This window comes from Microbacterium sp., assembly GCF_048259935.1.
GTDB lineage: Bacteria > Actinomycetota > Actinomycetes > Actinomycetales > Microbacteriaceae > Microbacterium.
Genome location: NZ_JBLXHF010000006.1, coordinates 1 through 26,154 on the forward strand (window position 1 = coordinate 1; position 26,154 = coordinate 26,154).

General features: G+C 63.7%; 22 protein-coding genes. 12 read left to right on the forward strand and 10 right to left on the reverse strand.

Annotated elements, in window-relative coordinates; genetic code table 11:
- Positions 1 to 255: 255 nt before the first annotated feature.
- The 5 genes from ACN0RC_RS11175 to ACN0RC_RS11195 form a co-directional block, all read right to left on the reverse strand.
- Positions 256 to 1,578, reverse strand: coding sequence for a permease (locus ACN0RC_RS11175; protein WP_417511717.1), 1,323 nt, complete (start codon positions 1,576 to 1,578; stop codon positions 256 to 258).
- Positions 1,575 to 2,273: an ABC transporter ATP-binding protein gene (locus ACN0RC_RS11180; protein WP_417511719.1), complete on the reverse strand. Its 699-nt coding sequence runs from the start codon at positions 2,271 to 2,273 to the stop codon at positions 1,575 to 1,577. Before ACN0RC_RS11180 ends, ACN0RC_RS11175 begins: the two co-directional genes overlap by 4 nt.
- Before the next feature lie 74 nt (positions 2,274 to 2,347).
- Complete coding sequence (locus tag ACN0RC_RS11185; RefSeq protein ID WP_417511721.1) at positions 2,348 to 3,424, reverse strand: GNAT family N-acetyltransferase; 1,077 nt, start codon at positions 3,422 to 3,424, stop codon at positions 2,348 to 2,350.
- On the reverse strand, positions 3,421 to 4,512 hold the full coding sequence (locus ACN0RC_RS11190) for a GNAT family N-acetyltransferase (RefSeq protein WP_417511723.1): 1,092 nt from the start codon (positions 4,510 to 4,512) through the stop codon (positions 3,421 to 3,423). Before ACN0RC_RS11190 ends, ACN0RC_RS11185 begins: the two co-directional genes overlap by 4 nt.
- A 15-nt stretch (positions 4,513 to 4,527) precedes the next feature.
- Positions 4,528 to 4,830, reverse strand: a complete 303-nt coding sequence (locus tag ACN0RC_RS11195; RefSeq protein ID WP_417511725.1) for a hypothetical protein — start codon at positions 4,828 to 4,830, stop codon at positions 4,528 to 4,530.
- A gap of 496 nt (positions 4,831 to 5,326) precedes the next feature.
- Between ACN0RC_RS11195 and smc the strand changes: the two genes are divergently transcribed.
- From smc to ACN0RC_RS11215, 4 genes are read left to right on the forward strand one after another with little or no spacing between them, the layout of a single operon-like run.
- On the forward strand, positions 5,327 to 8,872 hold the full coding sequence (gene smc / locus ACN0RC_RS11200; protein ID WP_417511727.1) for a chromosome segregation protein SMC: 3,546 nt from the start codon (positions 5,327 to 5,329) through the stop codon (positions 8,870 to 8,872).
- Between the two features lie 39 nt (positions 8,873 to 8,911).
- Complete coding sequence (locus ACN0RC_RS11205) at positions 8,912 to 10,975, forward strand: bifunctional lysylphosphatidylglycerol flippase/synthetase MprF (protein ID WP_417511729.1); 2,064 nt, start codon at positions 8,912 to 8,914, stop codon at positions 10,973 to 10,975.
- A gap of 25 nt (positions 10,976 to 11,000) precedes the next feature.
- Positions 11,001 to 11,876: a signal recognition particle-docking protein FtsY gene (gene ftsY / locus ACN0RC_RS11210; RefSeq protein WP_417511731.1), complete on the forward strand. Its 876-nt coding sequence runs from the start codon at positions 11,001 to 11,003 to the stop codon at positions 11,874 to 11,876.
- A gap of 21 nt (positions 11,877 to 11,897) precedes the next feature.
- Positions 11,898 to 12,398 carry a DUF2004 domain-containing protein gene (locus tag ACN0RC_RS11215; protein ID WP_417511733.1) on the forward strand — a complete coding sequence of 167 codons (501 nt, stop codon included), beginning with the start codon at positions 11,898 to 11,900 and terminating at the stop codon, positions 12,396 to 12,398.
- Positions 12,399 to 12,478: 80 nt separating this feature from the next.
- On the opposite strand, the gene lipA is transcribed toward ACN0RC_RS11215, so the two are convergent.
- Positions 12,479 to 13,471 (reverse strand): lipoyl synthase, encoded by a 993-nt coding sequence (lipA, locus tag ACN0RC_RS11220; RefSeq protein WP_417511735.1) that lies wholly within the window; start codon positions 13,469 to 13,471, stop codon positions 12,479 to 12,481.
- Entirely contained in the window at positions 13,468 to 14,121 is a 654-nt protein-coding gene (gene lipB / locus ACN0RC_RS11225) for a lipoyl(octanoyl) transferase LipB (RefSeq protein ID WP_417511737.1), read from the reverse strand. The genes lipA and lipB overlap by 4 nt, the downstream gene beginning before the upstream one ends.
- Before the next feature lie 78 nt (positions 14,122 to 14,199).
- On the opposite strand from lipB, the gene ACN0RC_RS11230 reads away from it, so the two are divergent.
- Together ACN0RC_RS11230 and ffh are read left to right on the forward strand one after the other, a co-directional pair.
- Positions 14,200 to 14,787, forward strand: a complete 588-nt coding sequence (locus ACN0RC_RS11230; RefSeq protein ID WP_417511739.1) for a TetR/AcrR family transcriptional regulator — start codon at positions 14,200 to 14,202, stop codon at positions 14,785 to 14,787.
- Between the two features lie 48 nt (positions 14,788 to 14,835).
- Positions 14,836 to 16,386: a signal recognition particle protein gene (ffh, locus tag ACN0RC_RS11235; RefSeq protein ID WP_417511741.1), complete on the forward strand. Its 1,551-nt coding sequence runs from the start codon at positions 14,836 to 14,838 to the stop codon at positions 16,384 to 16,386.
- 58 nt (positions 16,387 to 16,444) lie between these two features.
- Here the strand turns inward: ffh and ACN0RC_RS11240 are convergent, their stop codons facing one another.
- Complete coding sequence (locus ACN0RC_RS11240) at positions 16,445 to 18,292, reverse strand: alpha/beta hydrolase (RefSeq protein ID WP_417511743.1); 1,848 nt, start codon at positions 18,290 to 18,292, stop codon at positions 16,445 to 16,447.
- Positions 18,293 to 18,442: 150 nt separating this feature from the next.
- On the reverse strand, positions 18,443 to 20,161 hold the full coding sequence (locus ACN0RC_RS11245; protein WP_417511745.1) for an FAD-dependent oxidoreductase: 1,719 nt from the start codon (positions 20,159 to 20,161) through the stop codon (positions 18,443 to 18,445).
- A gap of 86 nt (positions 20,162 to 20,247) precedes the next feature.
- Here ACN0RC_RS11245 and ACN0RC_RS11250 point away from each other — a divergent pair, with 86 nt between their 5' ends.
- On the forward strand, positions 20,248 to 21,213 hold the full coding sequence (locus tag ACN0RC_RS11250) for a sugar-binding transcriptional regulator (RefSeq protein ID WP_417511746.1): 966 nt from the start codon (positions 20,248 to 20,250) through the stop codon (positions 21,211 to 21,213).
- Positions 21,214 to 21,322: 109 nt separating this feature from the next.
- The gene (gene glpK, locus ACN0RC_RS11255; RefSeq protein WP_417511748.1) at positions 21,323 to 22,834 is read left to right on the forward strand and encodes a glycerol kinase GlpK; all 1,512 of its coding nucleotides are present in this window, start codon (positions 21,323 to 21,325) and stop codon (positions 22,832 to 22,834) included.
- 4 nt (positions 22,835 to 22,838) lie between these two features.
- On the opposite strand, the gene ACN0RC_RS11260 is transcribed toward glpK, so the two are convergent.
- A complete protein-coding gene (locus ACN0RC_RS11260; protein ID WP_417511750.1) occupies positions 22,839 to 23,984 on the reverse strand; it encodes a glutamate--cysteine ligase in 1,146 nt (381 codons plus the stop codon).
- 207 nt (positions 23,985 to 24,191) lie between these two features.
- On the opposite strand from ACN0RC_RS11260, the gene rpsP reads away from it, so the two are divergent.
- Genes rpsP through trmD form a run of 4 tightly spaced genes read left to right on the forward strand, consistent with a single transcriptional unit; the run spans position 24,192 to position 26,143 of the window.
- Positions 24,192 to 24,623, forward strand: a complete 432-nt coding sequence (gene rpsP, locus ACN0RC_RS11265; protein WP_417511752.1) for a 30S ribosomal protein S16 — start codon at positions 24,192 to 24,194, stop codon at positions 24,621 to 24,623.
- 5 nt (positions 24,624 to 24,628) lie between these two features.
- Complete coding sequence (locus ACN0RC_RS11270; RefSeq protein WP_417511754.1) at positions 24,629 to 24,859, forward strand: RNA-binding protein; 231 nt, start codon at positions 24,629 to 24,631, stop codon at positions 24,857 to 24,859.
- Complete coding sequence (gene rimM / locus ACN0RC_RS11275; protein ID WP_417511755.1) at positions 24,843 to 25,439, forward strand: ribosome maturation factor RimM; 597 nt, start codon at positions 24,843 to 24,845, stop codon at positions 25,437 to 25,439. Before ACN0RC_RS11270 ends, rimM begins: the two co-directional genes overlap by 17 nt.
- Positions 25,440 to 25,459: 20 nt before the next feature.
- Positions 25,460 to 26,143 (forward strand): tRNA (guanosine(37)-N1)-methyltransferase TrmD, encoded by a 684-nt coding sequence (gene trmD / locus ACN0RC_RS11280; RefSeq protein WP_417511758.1) that lies wholly within the window; start codon positions 25,460 to 25,462, stop codon positions 26,141 to 26,143.
- The last annotated feature ends 11 nt before the right edge of the window (positions 26,144 to 26,154 follow it).

The following is a 26,154-nucleotide window of genomic DNA, read 5'->3' on the forward strand; positions in this document are numbered from 1 at the left end:
CGTCTATCCCGAGCGCATCGAGCGCTACCTCTAACCCCCGAGACATCGCCCGCTTACACACACAACTTGACAAGCTCCGATACCGACGAGAACAGCAATCCCAGAGAGTATTGCGCCGACCCAACCGTCCCATGTGCCCAAACCATCCACCTAGCTGACCTCGATTCCGTGTTATCGACATTTATGTCCACACTATCGATGGGCAGTCGGTCAGAACGGCAAAGTTACTCGAGTCGGCATGACATGTGGGCCCACTCACGCGGGCGCAAAGGCACGAGCGAGCAGCGGACGCGTGAGACGCGTGCTCAGCCACACGATTCCCACGCCTGCGACGAGGACCGCGAGAATCGTCACGATCGAGATGGGCTGCACGATCAGCGCGAGGCCGATCAGCGGCAGCACCAGAACAGCCGCACACAATGCCGAGCAGATCGCCGTCACCAGCAGAGGCGCCATGACAGCGCGGGTGCGTGCGGAATCTACGACCTCCAGAGGCACTCCGAAGAAGTGCAGGCTGCGGTGCAGTTCCCGCTGATCGATGATCGCGGATGCTTGATTGACTCCGACGGAGACGGCGACCATGACGAACGAGGCGACGAGCGTGATGATGAGCCCGGTGCGGATGTCACCGATCAGGACGAGGGTCGCATCATCGGCAGCCGCAGCAGATGCGGTGTCGACCATGGCGACACCCGCACCGGCGAAGACGGCCATGAAACTGGCCATCGCCACTCCGCTCACCTGGCGCCAGGCAGCCTTGGGAGATTCGAGGATGAAGCGCATGGCGAGCAATCGACTCGCCTGCTCCGCGCGGCGCAGCCCACGTCGGGCGTGAACCTTCAGAGCCCACGGCCCGACCAGGTTCAACACCGCAAGCGCTGCGGCGAACATCCCTGCCACGACGATGATCGTGACGATGACGCCTGTCGTACCGGGGAACCACATCATGGTCGCGAAGGCGAGCGCGATGACTGCGATCGCGCCGACAGCACGCACCCAATGCACTCGCGGCACGGCAGCGCGCGTTCGCACGCCGAGCGGGGAGATCACGACCAGCCTCAGGCCGATCACCGCGCTCACCCCGGCCAGAGCGATCATGCTCGCGGCGATCCCTGCGATAGCGAGCGGTGTCAGCAGCACGGCGGTGAGCCCCAGGGGTGTCCCGCGGAACGGGATGAGACCGAGAAGCGGGACGCACGCGATGTAGAGGACGATCCCCGCGAGTGCACCCGCCGCAGCGATGAGCGTCGACTCCACGACCGTGGCAGTGATGACGCCGCCAGGCGAAACACCCATCAGACGCAGGGTCGACAGCCGCTCGTCACGGCGTCGTGCAGACAACCGTGCCGCCGCACCGCCGAGGCTGACCAGTGGCACGACCAGCAGCACCAGGGCGATGGCCGCGAGTGCATGGTAGATGCTGGCTTCTGGATCAGTCCAGCCCCAGAATGCCTGCGCGCCGCCCATGACGACCAGCACGATGGCAGTCACCAACGCGAAGGCGATCATCGGAAGCGCGATGACACCGCCTTGACCAGGACCGGGACGCAGGAGCAGAGCCAGAACACGGACGTTCATGCATGCGCTCCGGCAGCTGCGGTGATGCGCCCATCGCGCACGTGGATGGTGCGCGAGCAGCGAGATGCGACATCGGCATCATGGGTCACCACGATCAGCGTGCGGCCCTGGCCCGTCGTCGACCACAGGAGCGCGTTCATCACGTCGGCCGAGGTCTGACTGTCCAGAGCACCAGTGGGTTCGTCCGCGAAGACGAGTTCCGCACCGGTCACCTGGGATCGCGCGATTGCGACGCGCTGTGCTTGTCCACCGGAAATCTCGCCGATTCGGCGATCCTCGAACCCGGCGAGGCCGAGCGACGCCATCCACCCTGCCGCATGCTCGATGGCCGTTCTACGCGGTGCCCCGTTGATCATCAGAGCGAGGGCGATGTTCTCGATCGCCGTGAGCTCAGGAACCAACAGCCCCTGTTGGAAGACGAACCCGAAGGATTCTCGGCGCAATCGCGAACGGTCACGCTCATTCATCGTGGTCACCTCCGCGGAGGGGCCGGCGGCCGGCGAGAACAGCATTCGGCCAGCATCCGGCGCGGTGATCCCCGCAAGAACGTGCAGCAGCGTCGTCTTGCCGGATCCGGACGCGCCCATGATCGCGACGGACTCGCCGCGCTGCACCGTGAGATCCACACCGGCTAGTGCAGTCGTCGCGCCGAATGTCTTGGTCAGGGACTTCGCTTCGATGACGGAAGTATTCATGCTTCCAGCCTCGCGAGCAGAACCGGTCGTGTCGTCAGTCTGGAGTCGCCACCGCGTACATCGCTCGGATGATCTCAGCGGAGCTTCTTCTGCCACCCTCCCGCGTAGGATGCCGGCACGAACCCGATCGCTTCGTTGATGCCGAGCATCGGCCTGTTCTCCTCGGCGTTGAACGTCGTCACCTTCGGCGAATCCGGTGCGATCTCCCTCCAGCGCAGAAGGTTCGCGCACTTCACGATCGTGCCGAGCCGCTTGCCGCGATGCTCACCCAGGACGAGCGTTCCCCACTGCTGGGTGACACCCGCACGGTCTTCACCGATAGCCAGTTCATTGAACGCGACCATCTGCCCTGACGGCTCATGCACAACGGCAACGATCGACAGCGTCTGTCCGCCAGCCATGATCCGCTCGTCGTGGCGCACGAGCTTGGCCTCATCCCATTGCTCTTCCTGCGTGACCATGTCGCCGGTAGGGATGTTGGTGACCATGCTGGCGATGAGGTGCGCATATCCGGTGCGAAACTGCGGTGGTGTCGGCAGGTTCCAACAAACGATGCGGTAGTCCGGCCCGGCGTAGGCGCTCGCTTCTGCGAGGCGGGCACGCACATCGTCAAGCGGCCCCTGCAATGGCAACGCGCTGTTCCGCTCGACCTGTTCGAGGACGTAGCCGCTCGCGATGAGCAGGTCTGACATCGGCGTCGAAGAGACAGAGCCCCAGCCCGTTACAGGGGTGAGGGTCCGTTCGGCAGGACTTGCGGGGTGCAGGGTCCACGTCTGCAACACCGATCGTCCCAGGGATGCGGCCTCGTGTTCGAGTTGATCGAGCAGCGCCTGAGCGGTACCCCCTCGGAACTCGGCGGCCGGCGCCATCAGAGCGAGATCTGCAGCAAGCGTGCCGGCGGCGGTGGACGTGGAGAACTCGGCCGCGCCGACGATCTCCCCATCACGTCGAGCGATGAAACCCGTGCGGAGTCGATCGGTCTGATCGAGCCAGGATGGCAGGGTTTCCTCGACAGTCTCGTCGAGGTCATCGATCCCGGCATCCGTCCTCGCCATTTCGTTCCCGAGGCGCACCATCGTGCGAAACTCGTGTGCCTCTGCCGCCTTGGGGTGGGCGGGCACCACCATCGGGGTGATGACGATGTTGCTCATGCGAGTTCTTTCTTCCAGGCACCCTCGTAGGAGATGGGCGCGAATCCGATTGCTTCGTTGATGCTCAGCATCGGACGATTCTCTTCCGCGTTGTACGTGATCACGCGCGGTGACAGAGGGTACCGGTCACGCCAGCCGAGGAGTCCCGCGGTCTTCACGAGTGTCCCGAGACGATGTCCGCGATGACCAGCCAGCACGAGAGTGTCGTACTGGTGCGTCGTGCCGGCCGGCTCGCCGAGGTTGATGGCGAGTTCGTTGAACGCGCACAGTTCGCCGCTCGCAATGTGCTCAGCCGCAGTCACCTGAATGGTGAATCCCTTCGCAGCCTGCCGCTGCTCGAGCTCAGCGACACGTTCGGCATCCCAGACCTCTTCAGGAGTCCCCAGTTCTGCATCAGGCACATCGGTAGACATGCGCGACTTCATCCAGGCATAGCCGTCGACGAACTCGAGAGGCGTGGGCAGAACCCACTGGACGACCCGGTAGTCGCGCGCGTGCTCCTGGGCAACGCTGAGAGATCGAGTCAATCGCGTGGGCGTTTCTGCTGACCAGACGAGTTCGCTCGCGCGCTCGACCTGTTCCAGGGCGAAGCCGCGATCCGCCAGGAATTCTGCGGTGGAGTCCCGCGGAACGGCCCCGAAACCAGTTGGCGCGTGAAGCGAGTTCGTCTGGTCGCCGTGGTGCTCGGCCCAGCTGAGAAGCGTCCGCACGCCGACGGCGCGGAGTTCGGCTTCCAGCACCGCGAGCGCAGCGGTGCCGATGCCCTGGCGCCAGTGCGAGCGCAGCAGAGCGATGACGGCGATGGCGGTGTCCGCAGATGCGTCCTGCAGGATGTCCACGGCCATGCATCCGACCATTTCGCCGGCATCCATCACGAACCACTGGCGCTTTCGCGATGCTCGACTGCTGTAGAGCACGGGCAGAAGTGCTGCGGCAGACAGGGCGTCGTCATCACGACCGGTCGTCTCGAAAAGGGACCGGTTGCGCACGTCCGCGTACGCGCGAATCTCATCGGTGGGCGCTGCATCCGCCCCTGCGGGAAGCAGGAGCGGATGCAGCGTGGCCGATTCGGTAAGGCGGATAGTCATGACAGAACCTCCCATTCAGAGCATGTGGCGTTGCATGTCGTAGGTGAGGATGGCCACTCTCTCGCGCTCGGTGAAGCGGGTGAATCCGCCTGAGCGCCGGGCGTCGAGTAGCCGAGCTGTCTCTTCACGACTCATCATCGTGCGACGGTTGCGGGCTGAGCGCTGCGTGCGCAGCATCAGCCAGAGTCCGAGGCGCAGCGAGAGACGGTCGGCGATGTTCAGTTGTTTTCGGTCTGCGGGAACAGTGATCTCAAGAGTCTCCTGTTCCTGGCTACATGGTGGGTGGATGGTGTCGCGAAGCAATGCTTCAGTACTCACGAGAGTGCTCGTTTCTTGTCGAACTTTTCTGGGGGAGGGGAGCGCGAGATCCGGCGACGACCGGAGCGCGGACGAGAGGTCTCACGGAATGGAGACGTCACCTGAGGCGGGATGCAGAGGGTCGAAGTCAGCGACCGATGCGGGAGCGGCGGGGAACCGGCGGAGATCAGGCTCGCGAGGAGGAGATCTCAGGCAGAGGTTCTACGAGAGTGCGCTGCGTCGGACGCCGAAAGCGGAGGACGTATCATGCGCTGAACGCTTCGCATCGAAGCCGATGGCTGATGCCTTGACAGTTGCGGTAATCATGAGGTCCTCCTTTCGTGAGCGATCCGGCTTGCAAAGTTAGTGGACCTTCACAGCAGACGTCAAGGATTTGTTTGTTCATCGGCGTGTCGCATCGTGAGCAGATCCACCCCGTCACCGCGCGGGATGCCGGGATCACGGCGTGATTCCGGTAGCGTGGCGGCGTGATTCTCCCTGGACGGACGGTGCGCGCATGCATCTGAAGAGCTTGACGCTCAAGGGCTTCAAATCGTTCGCACAGCCCACCTCGTTCGTCTTCGAGCCGGGCGTGACCTGCATCGTCGGACCCAATGGCTCCGGCAAGTCGAACGTCGTCGACGCGCTCGCCTGGGTGATGGGCGAGCAAGGAGCGAAGACGCTTCGCGGCGGCAAGATGGAAGACGTCATCTTCGCCGGCACGTCCACGCGCGGCCCGCTCGGTCGCGCAGAGGTTCAGCTGACGATCGATAACAGCGATGGCGCGCTGCCGATCGAGTTCGCAGAAGTGACGATCAGCCGCACGCTCTTCCGCAACGGCTCGAGCGAGTACGCCATCAACGGCTCCAGCTGCCGGCTTCTCGACGTGCAGGAGCTGCTCAGCGACTCCGGTCTCGGTCGCGAGATGCATGTCATCGTCGGGCAGGGACGCCTGGATACCGTGCTCCAGGCCTCACCGGAGGACCGTCGCGGCTTCATCGAAGAGGCCGCCGGTATCCTCAAGCATCGACGGCGCAAGGACAAGACGCTCCGGAAGCTCGATGCGATGGAGGCCAACCTCACGCGGCTCAGCGACCTCGCCGGTGAGATCAGGCGCCAGCTCAAGCCGCTCGGACGCCAGGCGGAGATCGCCCGCGAGGCCCAGACGATCGCTGCCGTCGTGCGAGACGCGAAGGCGCGCATCTTCGCCGACGATGTCGTGGCGCTGCGCACGTCGCTTGCCGACCATGCCCGTACCGAGCAGGAGCGTCATACCGAGCGCCTTGTGCTCACGGAGCAGGCGGATGCCGTGCGGGCCGCGATTGCAAAGCTCGAGGCCGACCAGAACTCCGCCGCAGTCGACGAGGCGCGTGGAGTCGCATTCGGGCTCGAGCAGGTCCAGGAGCGCATGCGGTCGCTCTACACTCTCGCCAACCAGCGTCTCGCACTTCTCGGTTCAGAAGAGGACGATGCGGCCGTCGCTTCTGTCACCGTCACGCAGGCGACGATAGACGAGGCCAGGGACGAGATCACGACGATCTCCGCCGGGCTCGGCGAGGCACAGGATGCCGCGTCCGCCGCCAGCCGCGAAGTGGTCAATGCGCGCGCAGAGCTCGACACTCTCGATGTCGACATCGCCGAGCAGAGCGCTCTCGTCTCCGAACACGACATGCATCTGACGGCGTTGCGGGGTACGGCAGAAGCCGCGGCATCCGCTCTCGCCGCTGTGCGCGGTGCTGTGCAGCGCCAGGCGAGCGCGCTCGAGGCGGCGAACGAGCGACGCCGTGAGGCAGCCGAAGCGCTGGAGCAGATCGACGACGCGCACGCCCCCGAGGGGAGCGCCGCCGAGCACGCAGCAGAGTACGAGAACGCTCAGCGTGACGCGACAGCGGCTGAAGCAGCGCTCGAGGAACTGCGCGAACGACTGCACGCCGCCGAGCGCGAAGCAGAGTCTCTGACGGCGAAGGCTGCCGCACTCAGCAGCGCACTGTCGCTCTCTGGAGGAGCCGCCGAAGTCGTCAAGAGTGGCGCCCCAGGTGTTCGAGGGCTCGTGGGAGACGCCGTGCAGGTCACCGCGGGGTACGAGGCAGCGATCGCGGCAGTACTCGGGCCGCTGGCTGAAGGCGTGCTCGTCGAAGACGCCGAGGCGGCGTTCGCCCTTGCGGCGTCGGCCAACGAAGACAAGCGCGGCGTGGTGGATTTCGTCATGGCCGAAGCGATTGCGGCATCCGTCTCGTTTCCTGATCTCTCGGGTGTCAGCCCGGCGAGCTCGGTCGTCACCGCACCCGCGGGCATCGTCGGTGTGCTCGCCCACGTGCTGGTCGCTGACGACCTCGATGCGGCGCGACGTGCGCGGGCAGCGTTGGATGCGCTGGGTGACACCGCGGTGACGATTGTCACGATCGGCGGAGACGTGATCACCGCACAGACCCTTCGCACGGGGTCTGGCGGAGAACGATCGCGCCTCGAGCTGACAGCGGAGCGAGATGCCGCCCAAGAGCGCCTCACCGAGGTGCGCGTGATCGTCGACTCGATGCGCGAAGCGCGGACGGATGCTTCCGAACGCGTGGGGACCACGCGTCAGCGCGCAAAGGATGCATTGCGTGCACTGCGTGAGCACGATGCAGCTCTCGCGACGCACGCCGAGCAGTTGAACCGCGTCACTGTTCGCCATGAGTCGGCAGTCGCCGAGTGCGAGCGGCTGGAATCCGGGCTATCGCAGGCGCAGACTGCCATGACGGATGCTGAGGTTGCGACCGCAGCGGCGCAAGAAGAGCTCGAAGCGGCAGAGACCAAGCCGCGACCGGTGCTCGATGCATCCGCACGAGACGGCCTGCTCGAAGCGCTGGAAACGGCACGGGAAGGCGAGGTGCGCGCACGACTCGAGATCGAGACGCTGCGCGAACGCGTGCGCGCAGCCCAGGCGCGTGTCGCGAGCCTTGAGCGCCAGCGCGAGCAGGAGCGGGATGCTGCGGCCGAGGCCGCTCGTCGTGCGGTCATCCGCCGCGCGCAGCGTGAGGCGGCTTCCGGCGTCGCTTCTGAGCTTCCTCGGATCCTCGATTCTCTGGACCGCTCGACTGCCGAAGCGCGATTGGCGCTGACCGAAGCGGAGAGCGCGCGTTCGGCGCAGAACGAGGAGCTCACTGCGCTGCGCGTGCAGGAGGGGTCCCTGCGCGAACGTCTCGCTGGCCTCACGGAGAGTGTGCACGGCCTCGAGTTGCAGATCCACGAGAAGAAGCTGCACCTGACGAGCCTGTTGGAGCGGGTGTCCTCAGAACTCGCACTCGATGAAGATATTCTCGTTGCGGAATATGGACCGGACCAGTCGGTTCCCCGTGATCCGCTCGCTGAGGTCGATCCTGAGTCGATTGACGGCATCGACTCCACGGCGATCCCGTACGACCGGAGAATGCAGGAGCGGCGCCTCGCCGAATCCCAGCGCAAATTGACACAGCTCGGACGGGTGAATCCTCTGGCGCTGGAAGAGTTCGCAGCGCTCGAGCAGCGGCACGCGTTCCTCACTGAACAACTCGCTGACCTGACCCAGACCCGCCAGGATCTGCTCACGATCATCGCGGATCTCGATGAGCGCATGCAGACGATCTTCGCGAGCGCGTTCGAAGACACCCGGCAAGCGTTCACCGAGGTCTTCCCGCTGCTGTTCCCCGGCGGTACAGGGAGCATCTCTCTGACCGATCCGGAGAACATGCTCACCACGGGAATCGAGGTCGCCGTTCGCCCGGTCGGCAAGAAGATCGAGCGGCTCTCGTTGCTCTCCGGCGGGGAGCGCTCGCTTGCTGCGGTGGCTCTGCTCGTGGCGATCTTCAAGGCACGCCCGAGCCCCTTCTACATCCTCGATGAGGTGGAGGCCGCCCTCGACGATGCGAACCTCGGGCGCCTGTTGACCGTGTTCGAACAGCTCAGGGAGAGCTCGCAGCTTCTGGTGATCACGCATCAGAAGCGCACGATGGAGATCGCCGACGCCCTGTATGGGGTTTCGATGCGGCAGGACGGTGTCTCTGCGGTCGTGGGGCAGCGCGTCGGAGACCGCGCGGCGAGCTGACCTTCTGCACGATATCTGCGCACCAATATGCTGAGGCGCATGACCTTCGTGCTCCAGGGTGTGCGCCGAATGCCCTTCACACTTGCCTTTACGCTCGTGTTTCTGCTGATCGGCGTGATCACGGGCTCGCTGTGGTCTGCGGCGCATGACAAGCCATGGTTCGAGATGGTCGCCACCGGCTTGCCCTCGTTCGCCGAGGGGCGCTGGTGGACGCTGTTCACTTCGCCGTTCTTCGCGGACCCGCCGCTCGCTTACCTGACGCTTCTTCCACTGATCCTCGGTGGGATCGGCTGGGCGGAATGGCAGTTCGGTTCGTTGCGCACCATCGGTCTCGTCATCGTCGGTCATCTCGTCGGCGTGCTGGGAGCCGCGGGGATTCTCGCGCTGCTCACGCCCGTCGATTGGCGTTGGTCAGATCGACTGTCGCAGGCGCTGGACGTCGGCCCTTCGTGCGGCGCCATGACCGCGCTGGTGTTCGCGATCGCCACTCTGCCGTCGCCCTGGCGGTTGCGCGCACGAATTGCGATCGTGCTGTGGGTGACGATCTCGGTGCTGTACCTCGGGCAGCTCTATGACCTCGAGCACGCCGTTGCCATGACTGCGGCTCTTGTGGTCAGTGGCATGCTTCCCGCGTTCCGTCACCCTGAGGGGCGACCGACCGAGCGCGAATGGCGCCTCCTCGCCTTTGCTGGTCTGATCGCCATCGGCGCGATCCAGATCATCGATCTCGCGGTTCCTTTCGATGGCCCGCTGGGAGAGAACGCACCGGTTTATTCGTTCTTCGACGTGGCTCTGGACGTCGTGGTGATCGCAATGATCGCGAACGGAGTGCGAATCGGATACCGGATCGCGTGGCTGGCAACGGTCATCCTCGGAATCTTCAACATCGTCACCGCAGTGATCTCGCTCGCCCTGATCCCGGTGCTGCTGAGTGGCGGTCGGATCAGTTCCGCGTGGGAAGTCGTGGGGCTGCAGATTGCGCCCACGTTGCTGTGGGTCGCGATGCTCATCGTGATGTTCGTCGCACGAGGAGCGTTCCGTGTTCCGTTTCGCCGCTCGCGTCGGCGCCTCTCGACTACGCCTGTCACCCCTGAGGCCGTGCGCGAGACGCTTCACGAGACGGGCGGAGGAACGCTGTCGTGGATGGCGACCTGGCGCGCGAACAGTCACATGGCGGCGGCAGACGGAGTGATCGCCTACCAGACTCACTCCGGGGTCGCGATCCTGCTGGGCGATCCGATCGTGCCCGATGGTAACGAACGGGACGCTCTGGAGGCCTATGCGTCAGCGGCGCAGCAGATGGGCTATATCCCGTGTGCGTTCTCTTCGAGTGAGAAGGTGCGTCTGGCGATGCCTCAAGGGTGGCGCTCCATCATCGTGGCCGAAGACACTCTCGTCGACCTTCCAGGGCTGGAGTTCAAGGGCAAGGCCTGGGGTGCTGTGCGGACCGCTATCAATCGCGCTGCGCGCGAGAACATCAAGTTCAAGATGGTGCGGCTGGCAGACGAGCCGTGGAGCGTCAGGGCGCAGGTCCGCGCGATCTCCGAGCAGTGGACCGGCGACAAAGGGCTGCCCGAGATGCGTTTCACGCTCGGCACGGTAGATGACGCGATGGATCCTGAGGTGGCCGTCGGGATTGCGGTGGATGCGGAAGGGAGCCTGCACGGCGTCACCTCGTGGCTTCCGGTCTACGGCCCTGGCGGTGTTGTCGAGGGGTGGACACTGGATCTCATGCGCCGCAGAGATGGCGGATTCGGTCCGGTGATGGAGTTCCTGATCGGCGCTGCGGCACAGCACTTCTCAGAACAGGGGCATTCCTTCATCTCGCTCTCGGGTGCTCCATTGGTGCGCACCGAGGACACCGAAACGAACGCGATCTACGCCGTGCTTGATCGCGTTGCGGAGCTGGTCGAACCGCTGTACGGCTTCCGCTCGCTTCACAAGTTCAAGCAGAAGTTCAATCCTCGCGCCGAGCCGATGCACCTGTTGTACCGGGATGAGGGCGACCTCCCGCGCGTGGGGATCGCACTGACTCGGGCGTATCTGCCCGATTCCTCACTGCACGATCTCGTCGGCTCCGCAGCTCCGGCATTGCGTGGCTGAGCTGCCCGCACCGTAGGCTGGAGTCATGGCGGAGAAGTCCTGGACCCTCGGTCGCGCACTGCGCGGCATGTTCGTCAAGCCCACGATTGATGAGACGACGTGGGAAGACCTCGAGACGGCGCTGATCACTGCCGACTTCGGTCCCGACATCTCCGAGCGAATCGTCGATGAACTGCGCGAGAAGGTCGATCGCTACCGTACGACCGACCCGAAAGATCTGCAGCGGATGCTGCGCGAAACGCTCGAAGAGCATTTCGCGAAGTTCGACACGACTCTGAAGCTCACTGAGCGGCCGGCCGTTGTGCTCGTCGTCGGCGTGAACGGTGTGGGCAAGACGACGACGATCGGCAAGTTCACGAAGTTCCTGCGCGGATACCAGCGCAGCGTCGTCGTCGGAGCAGCAGATACCTTCCGTGCGGCCGCCGTCGATCAGCTCGCGACCTGGGCTCAGCGTGGGGGAGCAGCGATCGTCCGTCCGCAGCAAGAAGGCCAGGATCCGGCCTCCGTCGCGTATCAAACGATCGAGTTCGCGCAGCGCGAGGGCATCGAGATCGCGATCATCGACACCGCTGGCCGCCTGCACACCAAGGGCGGGCTCATGGACGAGCTGACCAAGATTCGTCGCGTCATAGAAAAGCAGGCGCCCATCAGTGAAGTGCTGCTCGTGCTCGATGCCACGACCGGGCAAAACGGCGTCATGCAGGCTGAAGCCTTCCTTGAGCATGCCGGGGTCACCGGACTCGTGCTCACCAAGCTCGACGGTTCAGCCAAGGGCGGATTCGTTCTCGCCGTCCAGGAGCGCACCGGCATCCCCGTCAAACTTCTCGGACAAGGTGAGGGAATCGACGATCTCACCGGCTTCACGCCGCACGTCTTCGCGGCATCCCTTGTCGGTCAGTGATCGGACTGGTTTCATAGCGTTATGGCGATCGAACACGACTACTTCGGACTCCTGTCCTCAGGACCGGACGGATCGATCTTCTGGTCCGAGACGGTGGATCTCGGCGACCAGACGGTGACGGTCGACCTCACCGCCCCTGACCAGGACGACATCTCCACGGATGCTCTCGATATCGCAGCCGCCCTCATCTCGGGGCTTGAAGACGTGGATGCGACGGCTCGGCGAGGGATGCTCGCTGAAGTGGATGACCGCACGAGCGAAGTGACCGAGTACATCCTGCAACAGCAGGAGAGCTATGGCGAAGAGCTCCCGGAACTGCTGGTCGACGTGAGTGGTGACGACGCCGTCGACATCATCCGGTCTCTGCGGCTCATGAGCATGACGATTCTCGCGGATGAGCACGGCGGCACCGAGCCCTTCGCCGTACTCGAGTACGCCCTCGACGCCGACGACGCCGACGAAGTGCTCCTCGTCAATCTCTCGTCCGACGGCATGGTTCAGTCGGTGATGAGCGCCGACTGAACCACATAAGACTGCAACACCACGCCAAGACGCGCGCGAGTCAGCGCGGTTTCGGCGTGGTGTTGCAGTCTCGCTGAGGCTCACACCGCTTGGGCGAAGCCGAGATCGGCGCTGGCTGCGATGTGCGCGAGGTGCGGCGGAATCTCGCGCCCCTTCGAGATCATCGACTGCGCCCACAGACGCCCCGCACGGTACGACGAGCGCACCAAAGGACCCGCGAGCACACCGAGGAATCCGATGCGCTCCGCCTCCTCCTTGAACTCGACGAACTCCGCAGGCTTCACCCACCGAGCCACTGGCAGATGCCTCGGCGTCGGGCGCAGGTACTGCGTGATCGTGATGATGTCGCATCCGGCGTCGCGGAGGTCCTGCAGCGCATCGACGACTTCCTCCGGCGACTCGCCCATGCCGAGAATCAGATTGGACTTCGTGATGAGTCCGGCGTTGTGCCCCTGCGTGATCACGTCGAGTGAGCGCTCGTAGGTGAAGGCGGGACGGATGCGGCGGAAGATGCGCGGCACCGTCTCGACATTGTGAGCGAACACCTCGGGGCGAGCATCGAAGATCTGGCCGAGGTAGTCGGGGTTGCCGCTGTGGTCGTTTGCGAGCAGCTCGACGCCGGTGTGGGGGTTCTGTGCGTGGATCTGACGCACGGTCTCCGCATTCAGCCACGCGCCGGTGTCGGGCAGATCATCACGGGCAACACTGGTCACCGTCGCGTAGCGCAGATCCATCCGCGTGACGCTCTCTGCCACGCGCCTGGGCTCATCGGTGTCATAAGCTGCGGGCTTGCCCGTATCGATCTGGCAGAAGTCGCAGCGCCTGGTGCACTGCGAGCCGCCGATCAGGAAGGTCGCCTCGCGGTCCTCCCAGCATTCGAAGATGTTCGGGCACCCGGCTTCCTGGCAGACCGTGTGCAGCCCCTCGTCCTTCACGAGCGAGTGCAGGGCCTGATATTCGGGCCCCATCTTCGCCTTGGTCTTGATCCATTCGGGTTTGCGCTCGATCGGAGTCTCAGCGTTTCGGACCTCGAGACGCAGGAGCTTTCGGCCTTCGGGAACAGCAGCACTCATGCCGAGACTCCTTCCAGCTCCGCATCCGCATACGCGGTGACGAATGCCGAGGAGACAGCATCGACGATGTCAGCGGGGGAGACCTCGCGACCTGCGACCTCGCTCATGGTGGTGACGCCGGCGTCCGCGATTCCGCAGGGAATGATCCCCCCGAAACCGGACAGCGTGTTGTCGCAGTTGATCGCGAACCCGTGCATCGTCACTCCGCGCTGGACGCGTACGCCGATCGCGGCGACCTTGTCCTCACTGAGCGGACGACGTACCCAGACGCCGCTGCGCCCTTCGACCTGGTAACCGTCGACGCCGAGTGGACGCAGCACATCGATCAGCACGCGCTCGAGATGGCGGACGTGGGCGACAACATCCATCGGTGCAGGAAGACGCACGATCGGGTATCCGACGAGCTGACCCGGCCCGTGCCAGGTGATCTTGCCGCCGCGGTCAACATCGATGACGGGGGTGCCATCCTGCGGGCGTTCGTGTTCTTCCGTGCGCTTTCCTGCCGTGTATACGGCCTCGTGCTCGAGGAGGATCAGCGTGTCGGGACGCGTGCCCTCGACCACATCGTGATGGATGCTCCGCTGCAGGTCCCACCCATCGAGGTAGGGAACGAAACGTGGAGCGAGTCCCGCGTTCAGAATCTCGAGCATGATCGCCTTCCGGGTTGTTGGATGCGGTCTAACAATACCCCTGGGCTCAGGAATAGGCGCGCGCGGTACGGTGAAAGCATGAAAACGGAGCCTCGAGCCGGACGCCCTCGCGCATCGTCGCGCGAAACGCTCGCCGAGGCCGCGTGCGAACTCTTCTTGGAGCAGGGGTACGACGCGACCTCGGTCGCGGACATCACGCAGCGCGCCGGCGTGAGCCGCTCGAGCTTCTTCAACTACTTCTCGTCGAAGGGCGATGTGCTGTGGTCGGGCCTGGATGCGCGGATCGCTGAAGCACTTGCCGTGCTCGCGACGCTCGGGGCGGATGCCGATGGCGCTGCCGTCCGAGGCGTCCTGTTGCGCGTGGTGCACGATTTCGCCCCTGACCCGCTCGCGCTCGCGCTGCGCAATGCCACGGCGATGGGCCTCGACGACGAGCTGATGCGCGAAGCCGGCGTGCGCCAGGCGCGACTGGCGGCTGCCATCGCTTCTGCGGCAATGGCCGTGGGCATCTCATCGGTGAAAGCAGAGATCCTCGGTGCCGCACATGCGGCTGCCGTGCTGTCCTCACTGCGCGTGTGGGCCGAACGAGGCGCCGGTCACGGCACACCCGAGGGGCTCCTGCAGGAGGCGATGCGCGGCATCTACGACCTGCCGTGGTCAGACTGATCGAAAGGATCAGCGCTTCGGCGCCGCTCGCGTAGAATCAGAAGCACCATGGCTACCTTTGGCACGCTCTCCGATCGGCTGACCGAAACCTTCCGCAACCTTCGCACGAAGGGAAAACTGACCGCGGCTGATGTCGACGGCACAGTTCGCGAGATCCGTCGCGCACTGCTCGACGCCGACGTCGCCCTCGCGGTGGTCAAGGACTTCACCGCGAAGGTGCGCGAGCGCGCACTCGGCGATGAGGTCAACAAGGCACTGAACCCGGCGCAGCAGGTCGTGCAGATCGTCAACGAAGAGCTCGTCGGCATCCTCGGTGGCGAACAGCGCCGCCTGGAGTTCGCCAAGACTCCGCCGACGGTCATCATGCTCGCCGGCCTTCAGGGCTCGGGTAAGACGACTTTCGCCGGAAAGCTCGCGAAGCAGCTCGAGAAGGACGGTCACACGCCTCTTCTCGTCGCAGCCGACCTCCAGCGTCCGAACGCCGTGAACCAGCTGCAGGTCGTTGCAGAGCAGGCTGGTGCCACCATTTACGCGCCAGAGCCCGGCAACGGCGTCGGAGACCCCGTCAAGGTGTCGCGCGACGGTGTCGAGCACGCCCGCCGCCAGCAGCACGACGTCGTCATCATCGACACCGCAGGACGCCTCGGCGTGGATGCCGAGCTCATGAAGCAGGCATCAGACATCCGCAAGGCGGTCCAGCCGGACGAGGTCCTGTTCGTCATCGACGCGATGATCGGTCAGGATGCCGTGAACACGGCCAAGGCGTTCCAGGAGGGAGTCGACTTCACAGGTGTCGTCCTCTCGAAGCTCGACGGTGACGCCCGCGGTGGTGCGGCGCTGTCTGTGGCATCTGTCACCGGACGCCCGATCATCTTCGCCTCGACAGGTGAGGGGCTCGACGACCTCGAGCCGTTCCACCCCGACCGCATGGCGAGCCGTATCCTCGACCTCGGCGACATCCTCACCCTCATCGAGCAGGCCCAGCAGGCCTTCGACGAAGAAGAGGCGCAGAAGGTCGCCGAGAAGTTCGCGACCGATCAGTTCACGCTTGAGGACTTCCTCGGCCAGCTTCAGCAGATGAAGAAGATGGGCTCGATGAAGAAGATGCTCGGGATGCTCCCGGGTATGGGCCAGATGAAGCAGCAGTTGGACGACTTCGACGAGAAGGAGATCGATCGCACCGAGGCGATCATCCGCTCGATGACGCCGGGCGAGCGGCAGAATCCCAAGGTGCTCAACGGCTCGCGTCGCCTGCGCATCGCCAAGGGCTCTGGCATGACCGTCACCGACGTCAACCAGCTCGTGCAGCGCTTTGATCAGGCCGCCAAGATGATGAAGACGGTTGCCCGTGGCGGCACTCCGAACATCCCCGGAATGGGCGCGATGCCAGGCATGGGTCGTCCTGGCGCGTCGTCTAAGCGCGGCAAGAAGGGCAAGGCCAAGGGAGTTTCGCGCTCGGGCAACCCTGCGAAGCGCGCTGCCGAGAATGCCGGACTTCCGACTGAAGCACCGACCGGGTCAGGGTTCGGGCTCGGCGGTCAGAAGGCACCTACTGAGGCAGACCTCGCCGAGATTCAGAAGCTTTTCGGCAAGGGCTGAGCCCAAACACGAAGGATGCCCCGAACCGTGAGGTTCGGGGCATCCTTCGTTGCGTGGATCAGTATGTGATGACGAGTGAGTTAGACACCGCCATCATCGCGACGACCGCCGCGTTGATGAAGCCCGCGATGTACGGGTTGTTCGTTTCTCGGTAGATTTTGCGCGAGATGATCGCCGTCACCGCGAGGATCACAACGACGGGGAACAACCAAATGCTCGCGATACCGGCGAAACCGGGTATCAAGTGACCAGACGAGGCGAACGTCACATATTGTGCGATAACGAGCACGATCGGACCTAGCGCGTTGAACAGTGCGAGCGCAGCAGTGTTGAGCCATTCCTTGCCGCCGAGCGTGAAACGGTTGAATACGTTGAGCGCGATCGAGTTCGCCACGAAGTACACGAGGAACAATGGCAGAACGAAGAATGCGTACCAAATCTTGTCCTGAGGGAACCACTTCAACGCGATGACCCAGAGCCGGAAGTCGGTTTTGAAGAAGTAGTCTGCGACGAACACCAGACCAAAAGCGGCGATCGTGACGACGAGCGCAAGCCCCGCACTCTGCAAGAGCTTCATCCAACCGGGGAAGATCCCCATCTCGCGAAGTCGAACCCCGTTCTTCTTTCCGAATAGGTAGTACGAGAGCGCCATGATGATGATTGCGGCTACACCGTTGATTGCAGCCCACACGGCGATGAAGTACACGGAACCGGTTGGCACGATATTTGGGACGGCATTGAAGACGATCCCATTGAGCCACGGCTGCTGGCTGAGCCACACGTACGACCACGCGGAGATCACTGTCGAGACGATGAGTCCGCCCCAGAACCACGCCTGTCCGCGACGTCCAACCGGTTGCGCCGCCGCGAGACCGGTTGTTCGAAGCCCGGCGAATGCGCGGGTGAACAAAAGTGCACGGGTGAAGGCGACGAGGAATATGCCAAAGCCGATCAGGCCGAGTGCCGTGAAGAATTCCTTGATCTGCCAAACCTGCGAGGTGGCTTCGAAGGAATTCGGAGCGCCGAGTGTGGTGTCGAAGAACTCCACCTGATCAGCCACCGTGTACTTCGAGATCGTCCCCCAGGGGTGCGTCTGTGCTGGCGTGTGCAGAATACGGATGGCGTCTTCACCGTCGATTGACTCCGTGTAGACCGTGTCGACATCGCGGGTTTCGCCGTCAGCAGGGTCGGTGCCAAATTTCAGGAAGGACTGTGCGTTCGGGGTGGTGGCGAACTCCCGCGGGGGGGTGAGCACGTTGCCCTCCGCGTCGTAACTGCGGAAGAAGAACTCGTCGTACTGGTCTGCAACAAGACCGACGTCGCGTGTTCCGTAGAGGTTGGCGTAGGCGCCATCCGCATCGGTGTACATCGCCTCGTTGTCGACGAGGAAGACGGCGGCGATCAGCGGCTTGTCAGCCGCGTTGTCAATAACGATGGAGAAGTTCGCGGCGCGCGCTCCGTTCGAGTGGCCGCTGACTCCGATTCGCGATGTATCGACGTAGGGAAGGTCAGCGATCAGTTTGACGCCGTCGTAGAGTCCCGTGCCGCCAACCTCGAGCTCGTCCGCGGGCAGGGGATCCGAGTTGCCGTGGCCGTACATGTCGATGGAGAGAACAACGAAACCACGACGAGTGAGTTCGACGTAGTTCGCGTCCTGCATCTCGCGGTTGTTCCACCAACCGTGGCTGACCACGACCGCTGGCGCTGGGTTATCAGCGGTGGCGCTGTCCGGTACGAACAGCAGTGCATTCAAGGTGCGGCCAGAGGATGTCTCCCACTGGAGATCCTTTACCGTCACGGTCCCCGCAGCCGTCTGCACGATAGATGCCCCGACTGCCGAGACGAGGCAGAGGACAAGCGACAACGCGAGCCAGAACGCATTCCGGCGAAGAAGTCCGATCTTCATCCGTTCACTCCTTTATGAAGGTGGTTGGGGGTGACCCTGAGGAAACCCTGGGAATCCAAGACGTGGGCCCCGGCCCGAGCGTATGGCACCGTTAACGGCCCGAGGGTGGAGAAAAGTGGAATCTGCACAAACGTGCGCGGGTGGCTCAGATCACCCTGCTGCGTGTGACTTCGATTCATCTGAATCGACACCGTGGGCCTCGGCGAGCACCGTGAGTGCGCCATCAATCTCTGCTGAGATCCGCTCAGCATTCCAGCCCAGCACAGGTGCGAGAGCCTCAGCGATCGCGGTGATGGCGGCGGCGTCGGCATCCCCGGTGAAAGCCAGGTCAGTGCGACGGAAGACGACGTCGCTGACGTGGCGGACGAATTCGTTCTCGACCATCCACAGCAGTTCACGCGTCGAGAGCGCGTCCCCGACGACGGCCGCGTCATCCGCCTCTGCGAGGAACGCCGCAACGTCAGCTGCACGTGTGCCGTACCGGGTGAAGAGCACGCGGCCGCGCTGAGTGTCGCCGACGTTCTCTCGCAGCCATTCGATCCTCCGACGTGCGGTGCGCGGGTATGCGTTGCCACCGCCGATGCGCACGCCAACGGTGCTCACGAGGCGCTGTCGACCAAGCTCAGCGAGCACCTGATCGGCAAGGGTCTCACCGAGTGCACGGAACGTCGTCCACTTGCCGCCGACGAGGCTGAAGACAGCGGGCAGGCCGGCATCCTTTCGGCGCTCGATGCGGTAGTCGCGCGACACGAACCCGGGGGCTGTCTCATCGTGGTGCGGGAGCGGACGGATGCCGGAGTAGCGGTAGACGATCTGAGAACGGTCGACCTCAATCGTGGGGAAGACGTGCCGGATCAGGTCGAAGAAGTACTGCACTTCTTCCTCGGTGCACCGAGCAGGCTCGCGCGGATCAGCTTCGAGATCGGTCGTGCCAACCAGCACCCGGCCCTTGAGCGGGTAGATCAGGACGATACGGCCATCGGAGTGCTCGAAGAAGATCTCACGACCGGCCGTCGCATCAAGGAGCTCGGGGTGGTCGAGGACGATGTGCGAGCCCTTGGTGCCGCCCATGAATGCGGTATCAGTGCCGAGCGCCTCGTTTGTGAGGTCGGTCCACGGGCCGGATGCGTTCACGACGACGTCAGCGGCAACATGGAACTCGTTACCGGTCTCGCGATCACGCAACAAAACGCCTTCATCGTCGAGACCGATGGCCTCGACGTAGTTGAGCGCATGTGCACCCGAGTGAGCAGCATCGCCATCGCGCAGCACGTCGAGAGCGAGGCGCTCTGGGTCATGAACGGAAGCGTCGTAGTACGTGGCGGTGTACTTGATGTCGTGGTCAAGTTTCGGCAGCTGCTGAAGCGACTTCTTGCGACCGTGGAAGCGGTGTCGCGGCACATTGCCGCCATCGCGGGAGAATGTGTCGTAGAGCGTCAATCCGATCTTGATCAGGAACGCGCCGCGCTCCTGCGGTTTGCCCTGCTTGTGCGTAAGAAAACGTAGGGGAGCGGCGAAGATACCGGAGAACGTCGAGTAGATCGGGATGGTTGTCTCAAGGGGCTTCACATAGTGCGGCGCGATCTTCAGCAGGCCATTGCGCTCCTGCACCGACTCCTTGACGAGCCGGAACTCGCCGTTCTCGAGATAACGGATGCCGCCATGAATCATGTGGCTTGATGCTGCTGTTGCACCGGAGGCGAAGTCGTCGCGCTCGATGAGCAGCACATCGATGCCCTGCATGGCGAGATCTCGGAATGCGGAGATACCGTTGATCCCGGCGCCAATGATCACGACGCTGGTGCGTGCGCTCTCTCGAGCAGCTCGGACACTCTCTCGCTCGATGGGGGTGATGTTGGTAGCGCTCATCGTTTCTCCTTGGTTGCTCTTGATATAGTCTGGGCCGGTCAGCACAATCGCGCAACCAACGTGAACGAACGTGCAGAGGGGGAAAGATGAGCGATTCGTCGCTAGGCGACCCGCGAGCCGCCACGGCTTTGCGTGCGGCGCAGATGTACTACATGCAGGACATGACGATGGATGCCATCGCTCGCGAACTGGCCACCTCACGCTCATCCGTGTCGCGTCTGCTCAGCCACGCACGCGACACCGGCCTCGTAGAGATTCAGATTCATCCGCCACAGGGCCAGGAGTTGCGTCTCGAAGAGGCGATTCGTGCGCGTTTCGGCATCGCCGCGCACGTCGTACCCACGCCGCAGGGGCTCTCGGATGTCGAGCGCTTCGAGCGGGTGGCCATGAGCGCCGCACGCCTGCTGCCGCTCTTCTTCGACTCGAATATGATGCTCGGCATCGCATGGGGATCGACTCTGGATGCCATCAGCAGGCATCTGCCCAAGAAAGAGACACACAACTCGACCGTCGTGCAGCTCAATGGTGCAGGAAATACGTTCACGAGCGGGGTGGATTACGCGAGTGAGATCCTGCACCGCTTCGGTCAGTCGTTTGGCGCCAGCATTCAGCAGTTTCCGGTGCCGGCCTTCTTCGACGATCCTGGGACGAAAGAGGCGATGTGGCGCGAACGCAGTACGCGTCGGGTGCTGGACCTGCAGGCGCGTGCCGATGTCATCCTCTTCGGGCTCGGCTCGCCGTTCTCGGAGGTACCGAGCCGGGTGTACATCGGTGGCTACCTCGAGCGCAGTGACTATCGCAGTCTGCGTGACGAGAAGGTTGTCGGCGACATCGCGACTGTCTTTTACCGGCAGGACGGTAGTTGGAAGGACATCGAACTGAACAATAGGGCCACGGGTCCCGCATTTGGGGTGCTCGCCAGAGCATCTCGGCGCGTCTGTGTCGTCTCTGGCGTTCAAAAGCTCCCAAGCTTGCGTGGAGCAATCGCCACACGACTCATCACCGATCTCGTGCTGGACGAGCATCTCGCCGAGCAACTCGTCGACGCCTGAGACGGCTCGGCGCATGCACGTTCGTGCAGGCAGGACAAACCAAACGTCCGTCGTCTTCTAGGCTGTCGTGCAAAGCAGACAATGCCGTCATCGGCTGGAGAGAACACTTATGCACATCGTCGCCATCGATCAGGGCACCACGAGCACACGCGCCATCATCTTCGACACGAAGGGCAAGGTCGTCGCCATCGGTCAGCGCGAGCATGCGCAAATCTTCCCCCAGTCGGGCTGGGTTGAGCATGATGCGGCGGAAATCTGGACGAACACCCAGACCGTTATCGGCGAGGCTATCGAGACAGCAGGCATTGACGCCTCTGACGTCGCGGCGATCGGCATCACCAATCAACGCGAGACCGTCATCGTCTGGGATCGCACGACCGGTGAGCCCATCCACAACGCCCTCGTCTGGCAGGACACCCGCACCCAGCCGCTCATCGACAAGCTCGCAGCTGACGGCGGCGTGCGTCGCTTTGCCGATGCGACTGGCCTTCCACTCGCCACCTATTTTTCGGCATCCAAGATCGCTTGGATCCTCGACAACGTCGATGGTGCGAGGAAACGGGCGGAAGACGGCGAGCTGCTGTTCGGCACGCCCGACACCTGGGTGCTTTGGAACCTGACTGGGGGACCCAAGGGGGGAGTTCACGCCACAGACGTGACCAACGCGAGTCGCACCCTGCTGATGGATCTGCGCACGCTCAATTGGGATGACGCGCTGCTGGAGGCGTTCGGGGTGCCGCGCGCGATGCTCCCTGCGATCCGCTCGTCATCCGAGACCTACGGCACGACTGTCGGCACTGCACTCGACGGTATCCCGATCGCATCGATCCTCGGTGACCAGCAGGCAGCCACATTCGGACAGGCGGCCTTCGACCGCGGCGAATCGAAGAACACCTACGGCACGGGAAACTTTCTTCTCGTGAACACGGGCGAAGATATCGTCGAGAGCAAGAACGGACTGATCACGACGGTCGCGTATCGGCTCGGCGATGACGCGCCGCGGTATGCGCTCGAGGGGTCGATCGCTGTCACTGGCTCACTCGTGCAATGGCTGCGCGACAACCTGGGCCTGATCTCGGAGTCATCCGAGGTAGAAGAACTCGCGCTGAGTGTTCCAGACAACGGCGGCGTCTACGTCGTGCCCGCATTTTCTGGCTTGTTCGCGCCCTACTGGCGCCCGGACGCGCGTGGCGCGATTCTCGGCCTGACGCGCTTCGCGAACAAGGGGCACATCGCCCGTGCGGCGCTGGAGGCCGTTGCCTTTCAAACTCGTGAAGTTCTGGATGCCGTCATCGCTGACACTGATGCCAAAACCGGCGATGCACTCAAGGAGCTGCGGGTCGACGGTGGAATGGTCGGCAACACGACACTCATGCAGTTTCAGGCGGATGTGCTGGGCATTCCCGTCATCCGCCCAGCCGTTATCGAAACGACAGCTCTCGGCGCGGCATACGCGGCCGGTCTTGCCGTCGGTGTCTGGAAAGACGTGGACGAGCTTCGCTCTATGTGGAGTGAAGACGAGCGGTGGGAACCGCAGATCGATGACGCTGAGCGTGAGAAGCGCCTGGCGCGCTGGCGGAAAGCCGTGACCCGCACGTTCGACTGGGTCGAAGAGGACTAACCGCTCAGACCACCGGAGCCACGGGTCCCGAGCGGAACTCGTGGATGAGGTGGTGCACAACCGCGTGCAAGTCTCCGGACGAGGCATCCGCGATTGCGAGCTGACGCTCGTAGCTTGCGCCGCTATCGAGAATCGTTATGACGCCCGCGAACTCGGTCGCGCAGCCGAGATCCTTCGCCACCGGCGTCAGCGTGGCAACAATCTCGGCAAGATGCTCGCGCAAGAGCCGCTGAGTGCCGTCGGCATCGACAATCACGCGCGCCTCAAGACCATAGCGGGCAGCGCGCCACTTGTTCTCGCGGTGAAACCATGCCGGCATCGTCGGCAGCGTTTCACCCTCGTCGAGCAGGCGGGAGAAATGCTCGACGAGTACCTGGACGAAGGCTCCGACCGTGGCGAGCTCTGTGAGCGTGGAAAGGCCATCACACGCGCGCACCTCAATAGTGCCCCATCGCGGCGCGGGACGGATGTCCCACCGCACCTCGGATGCGTCTGCCATCACACCGGTGTGGACCATGTCTTCGAGGTAACCCTCGAAATCGGCCCAGGAGTGCAGCGGCCAGGGGAGTCCTGCGGTGGGGAGTTGCTGGAAGACGAGCGCACGGTTCGACGCGTATCCGGTGCGCTCACCGGCCCAGAATGGGCTCGATGCCGAGAGCGACTGCAGATGCGGAAGATACGCGGTAAGTGCGTTGATGATCGGGAAGACTTTGTCGCGATCCTCGACGCCGACGTGCACGTGGATGCCCCAGATCATCATGTTGCGCCCCCACCACTGGGTGCGCTCGATGAGGTTGTGGTAGCGCGACTTATCAGTGACCTGCTGATCAAACCACTGTGCGAATGGGTGGCTGCCGGCGGAGAGCAACTCGACGCCGGCGGGATCGGTGGCAGCGCGCACCGCAGTGATCGCGTTGCTGATGTCGCCAATGGCGTGCGCGACGGACTCACCTACTCCGCTGGTAACTTCAATCGTGTTGGTGAGTAGTTCACCCGTGACGGTATGGCGCTCCGGAGCACTCTCATCCTCCAGTGCATCCAACAGCTCGGGTGCCCGTCCCACGAGATCGCCGGTCTCCGGATCAGCGAGCATGATCTCCCACTCCAACCCCACAGTCGAGCGAGGCGAGTCGGCAAATTCTTGAGTCACGTGCATAGTCTGACATGCAGACTTCGCGACACGGGGGCATGCTTCCGGTCTCGTTTCGCGACTGGCCCCGGAATCTGGCAGAATAGAGGGTCGGACGACGATCTCGACCCTCTATCCAGATCGCGCCCACTCATTTGAGCTTCCGCCGGGTGTGCACCCCACTCTCCAGGCGATCAGTTCGTTCCTTCCACACCATTCAGGAGAATCGTGGCTGTAAAGATTCGTCTCAAGCGTTTCGGTAAGATCCGTGCGCCCTACTACCGCATCGTCGTCGCCGACTCGAAGACCAAGCGCGACGGTCGCGTGATCGAGGAGATCGGCAAGTACCACCCGACCGAGCAGCCCTCGTTCATCGAGGTCGACTCCGAGCGTGCGCAGTACTGGCTCTCCGTCGGCGCGCAGCCGACCGAGCAGGTTGCCGCAATCCTCAAGCTCACGGGCGACTGGGGCAAGTTCAAGGGCGACAAGGACGCGAAGTCCACCGTTCAGGTCGCAGAGCCCAAGGCTCCCTTCGAGATCGACTCGGCGAAGAAGTCGGTCGTCAAGCCCAAGGTCGAGAAGAAGGAGGCTCCCGTCGAGGAGGCTCCCGCCGCAGCCGACGCGGAGGCCGCTGAGGCTCCCGCCGCCGACGCAGAGTAATCGCTGTGCTCGCCGCCGCGCTCGAACACATCGTCAAGGGGATCGTTGATCATCCTGAAGATGTTCGCATCACCGCATCCACGTCGCCGAGAGGCGATCTGCTCGAGGTGCGTGTGCACCCCGACGACCGTGGGCGCGTGATCGGGCGCGGCGGCCGCACCGCAAAAGCATTGCGCACGCTCATCTCCGCACTGGCGGATGGGCAGCGTGTCCGCGTTGATGTCGCGGACGACTGACGTGGTCGCCAGCGATCGCAATCAGGGCAAGAACCAGCTGCGCGTAGGGCGCCTCGTCAAGGCCCACGGCCTCAAGGGCGCTCTCAAGCTCGAGCTGTACACCGACAACCCGGAACGTCGCTTCGTTCCGGGAGCCGAATTCACGTTGCAGGTGCCTGAGGCATCTCCGTGGCATGGCAAGTCCATCACCGTTCGCGAGTACCGGGTGATGAACGGCAATTCCGTCGTCTTCTTCGAGGGCGTCGACGACCGCGAGGGAGCCGAAGCGCTCGCTCGCGCCATCCTCTGGATCGATCAGGATGCTGACGAGCCTGAAGACAACGCCTGGTACGACCATCAGCTCGTGGGCCTCGACGTCGTTCGCGACGAGCAGGTGATCGGTGAGGTCGTCCGCGTGGAGCACCTCCCGGCTCAGGACCTCCTCATCGTCAAGGCGAAGGCTACTGGCGACGAGGTCATGGTGCCTTTCGTCGAGGCCATCGTCCCTGCGGTCGAGATCAACGAGGGCCGCATTCTCGTCACTCCTCCTGCTGGCCTCTTCGAAGAGGTCGCAGATTCCGCGGCCGACTCCGCTGAGTGATCGATCGTTACGATCAGCCCATGCGCATCGACGTCGTTTCGATCTTCCCGTCGTACTTCGATGGATTGACCCTCTCCCTGCTGGGCAGGGCGCGAGAGAACGGCCTCCTGGATCTGCACGTCCACGACCTGCGCGACTGGACGAGCGACCGGCATCGCACCGTCGACGACACCCCGTACGGCGGGGGAGCGGGCATGGTGATGAAGCCGGAGCCCTGGGGCCTTGCGCTCGACGAGCTTGCGGGTTCATCCAGGCCGACGATCATCTTCCCCTCTCCCGCGGGCGAGGTGTTCCGCCAGAGCACCGCTCGCGAGTTCGCAGAACACGATCACCTCATCATTGGCTGCGGTCGATATGAGGGCATCGACGAGCGAGTCTTCGAGTATGCCGCGACGCTCGGTGAAGTTCGTCTGGTGAGCCTCGGAGACTACGTCCTCAACGGTGGAGAAGTCGCAGCAATGGCAATGATCGAAGCGATCGGACGCCTCGTTCCCGGCGTGGTCGGCAACCCCGAGAGCCTCGTCGAAGAGTCACACGAAGACGGGCTTCTGGAGTACGGCTCGTACACGAAGCCCTCGACCTGGCGTGACCGTGAGGTCCCCGGCGTGCTGCTCAGCGGCAATCATGCCGCCATCGCCGCATGGCGCCGTGAACAGCAGATCGAAAGAACCAGGGCGCGCCGCCCCGACCTGCTCAGCGACTGACGTCTCATCTA

What these genes read in the sequence shown, in the direction of transcription:
- ACN0RC_RS11175 (WP_417511717.1), bottom strand. Translation starts at nt 1,578, where the DNA reads ATGAACGTCCGTGTTCTGGCTCTGCTCCTGCGTCCCGGTCCTGGTCAA.
- ACN0RC_RS11180 (WP_417511719.1), bottom strand. Translation starts at nt 2,273, where the DNA reads ATGAATACTTCCGTCATCGAAGCGAAGTCCCTGACCAAGACATTCGGC.
- ACN0RC_RS11185 (WP_417511721.1), bottom strand. Translation starts at nt 3,424, where the DNA reads ATGAGCAACATCGTCATCACCCCGATGGTGGTGCCCGCCCACCCCAAG.
- ACN0RC_RS11190 (WP_417511723.1), bottom strand. Translation starts at nt 4,512, where the DNA reads ATGACTATCCGCCTTACCGAATCGGCCACGCTGCATCCGCTCCTGCTT.
- smc (WP_417511727.1), top strand. Translation starts at nt 5,327, where the DNA reads ATGCATCTGAAGAGCTTGACGCTCAAGGGCTTCAAATCGTTCGCACAG.
- ACN0RC_RS11205 (WP_417511729.1), top strand. Translation starts at nt 8,912, where the DNA reads ATGACCTTCGTGCTCCAGGGTGTGCGCCGAATGCCCTTCACACTTGCC.
- ftsY (WP_417511731.1), top strand. Translation starts at nt 11,001, where the DNA reads ATGGCGGAGAAGTCCTGGACCCTCGGTCGCGCACTGCGCGGCATGTTC.
- ACN0RC_RS11215 (WP_417511733.1), top strand. Translation starts at nt 11,898, where the DNA reads ATGGCGATCGAACACGACTACTTCGGACTCCTGTCCTCAGGACCGGAC.
- lipA (WP_417511735.1), bottom strand. Translation starts at nt 13,471, where the DNA reads ATGAGTGCTGCTGTTCCCGAAGGCCGAAAGCTCCTGCGTCTCGAGGTC.
- lipB (WP_417511737.1), bottom strand. Translation starts at nt 14,121, where the DNA reads ATGCTCGAGATTCTGAACGCGGGACTCGCTCCACGTTTCGTTCCCTAC.
- ACN0RC_RS11230 (WP_417511739.1), top strand. Translation starts at nt 14,200, where the DNA reads ATGAAAACGGAGCCTCGAGCCGGACGCCCTCGCGCATCGTCGCGCGAA.
- ffh (WP_417511741.1), top strand. Translation starts at nt 14,836, where the DNA reads ATGGCTACCTTTGGCACGCTCTCCGATCGGCTGACCGAAACCTTCCGC.
- ACN0RC_RS11240 (WP_417511743.1), bottom strand. Translation starts at nt 18,292, where the DNA reads ATGAAGATCGGACTTCTTCGCCGGAATGCGTTCTGGCTCGCGTTGTCG.
- ACN0RC_RS11245 (WP_417511745.1), bottom strand. Translation starts at nt 20,161, where the DNA reads ATGAGCGCTACCAACATCACCCCCATCGAGCGAGAGAGTGTCCGAGCT.
- ACN0RC_RS11250 (WP_417511746.1), top strand. Translation starts at nt 20,248, where the DNA reads ATGAGCGATTCGTCGCTAGGCGACCCGCGAGCCGCCACGGCTTTGCGT.
- glpK (WP_417511748.1), top strand. Translation starts at nt 21,323, where the DNA reads ATGCACATCGTCGCCATCGATCAGGGCACCACGAGCACACGCGCCATC.
- rimM (WP_417511755.1), top strand. Translation starts at nt 24,843, where the DNA reads ATGTCGCGGACGACTGACGTGGTCGCCAGCGATCGCAATCAGGGCAAG.
- trmD (WP_417511758.1), top strand. Translation starts at nt 25,460, where the DNA reads ATGCGCATCGACGTCGTTTCGATCTTCCCGTCGTACTTCGATGGATTG.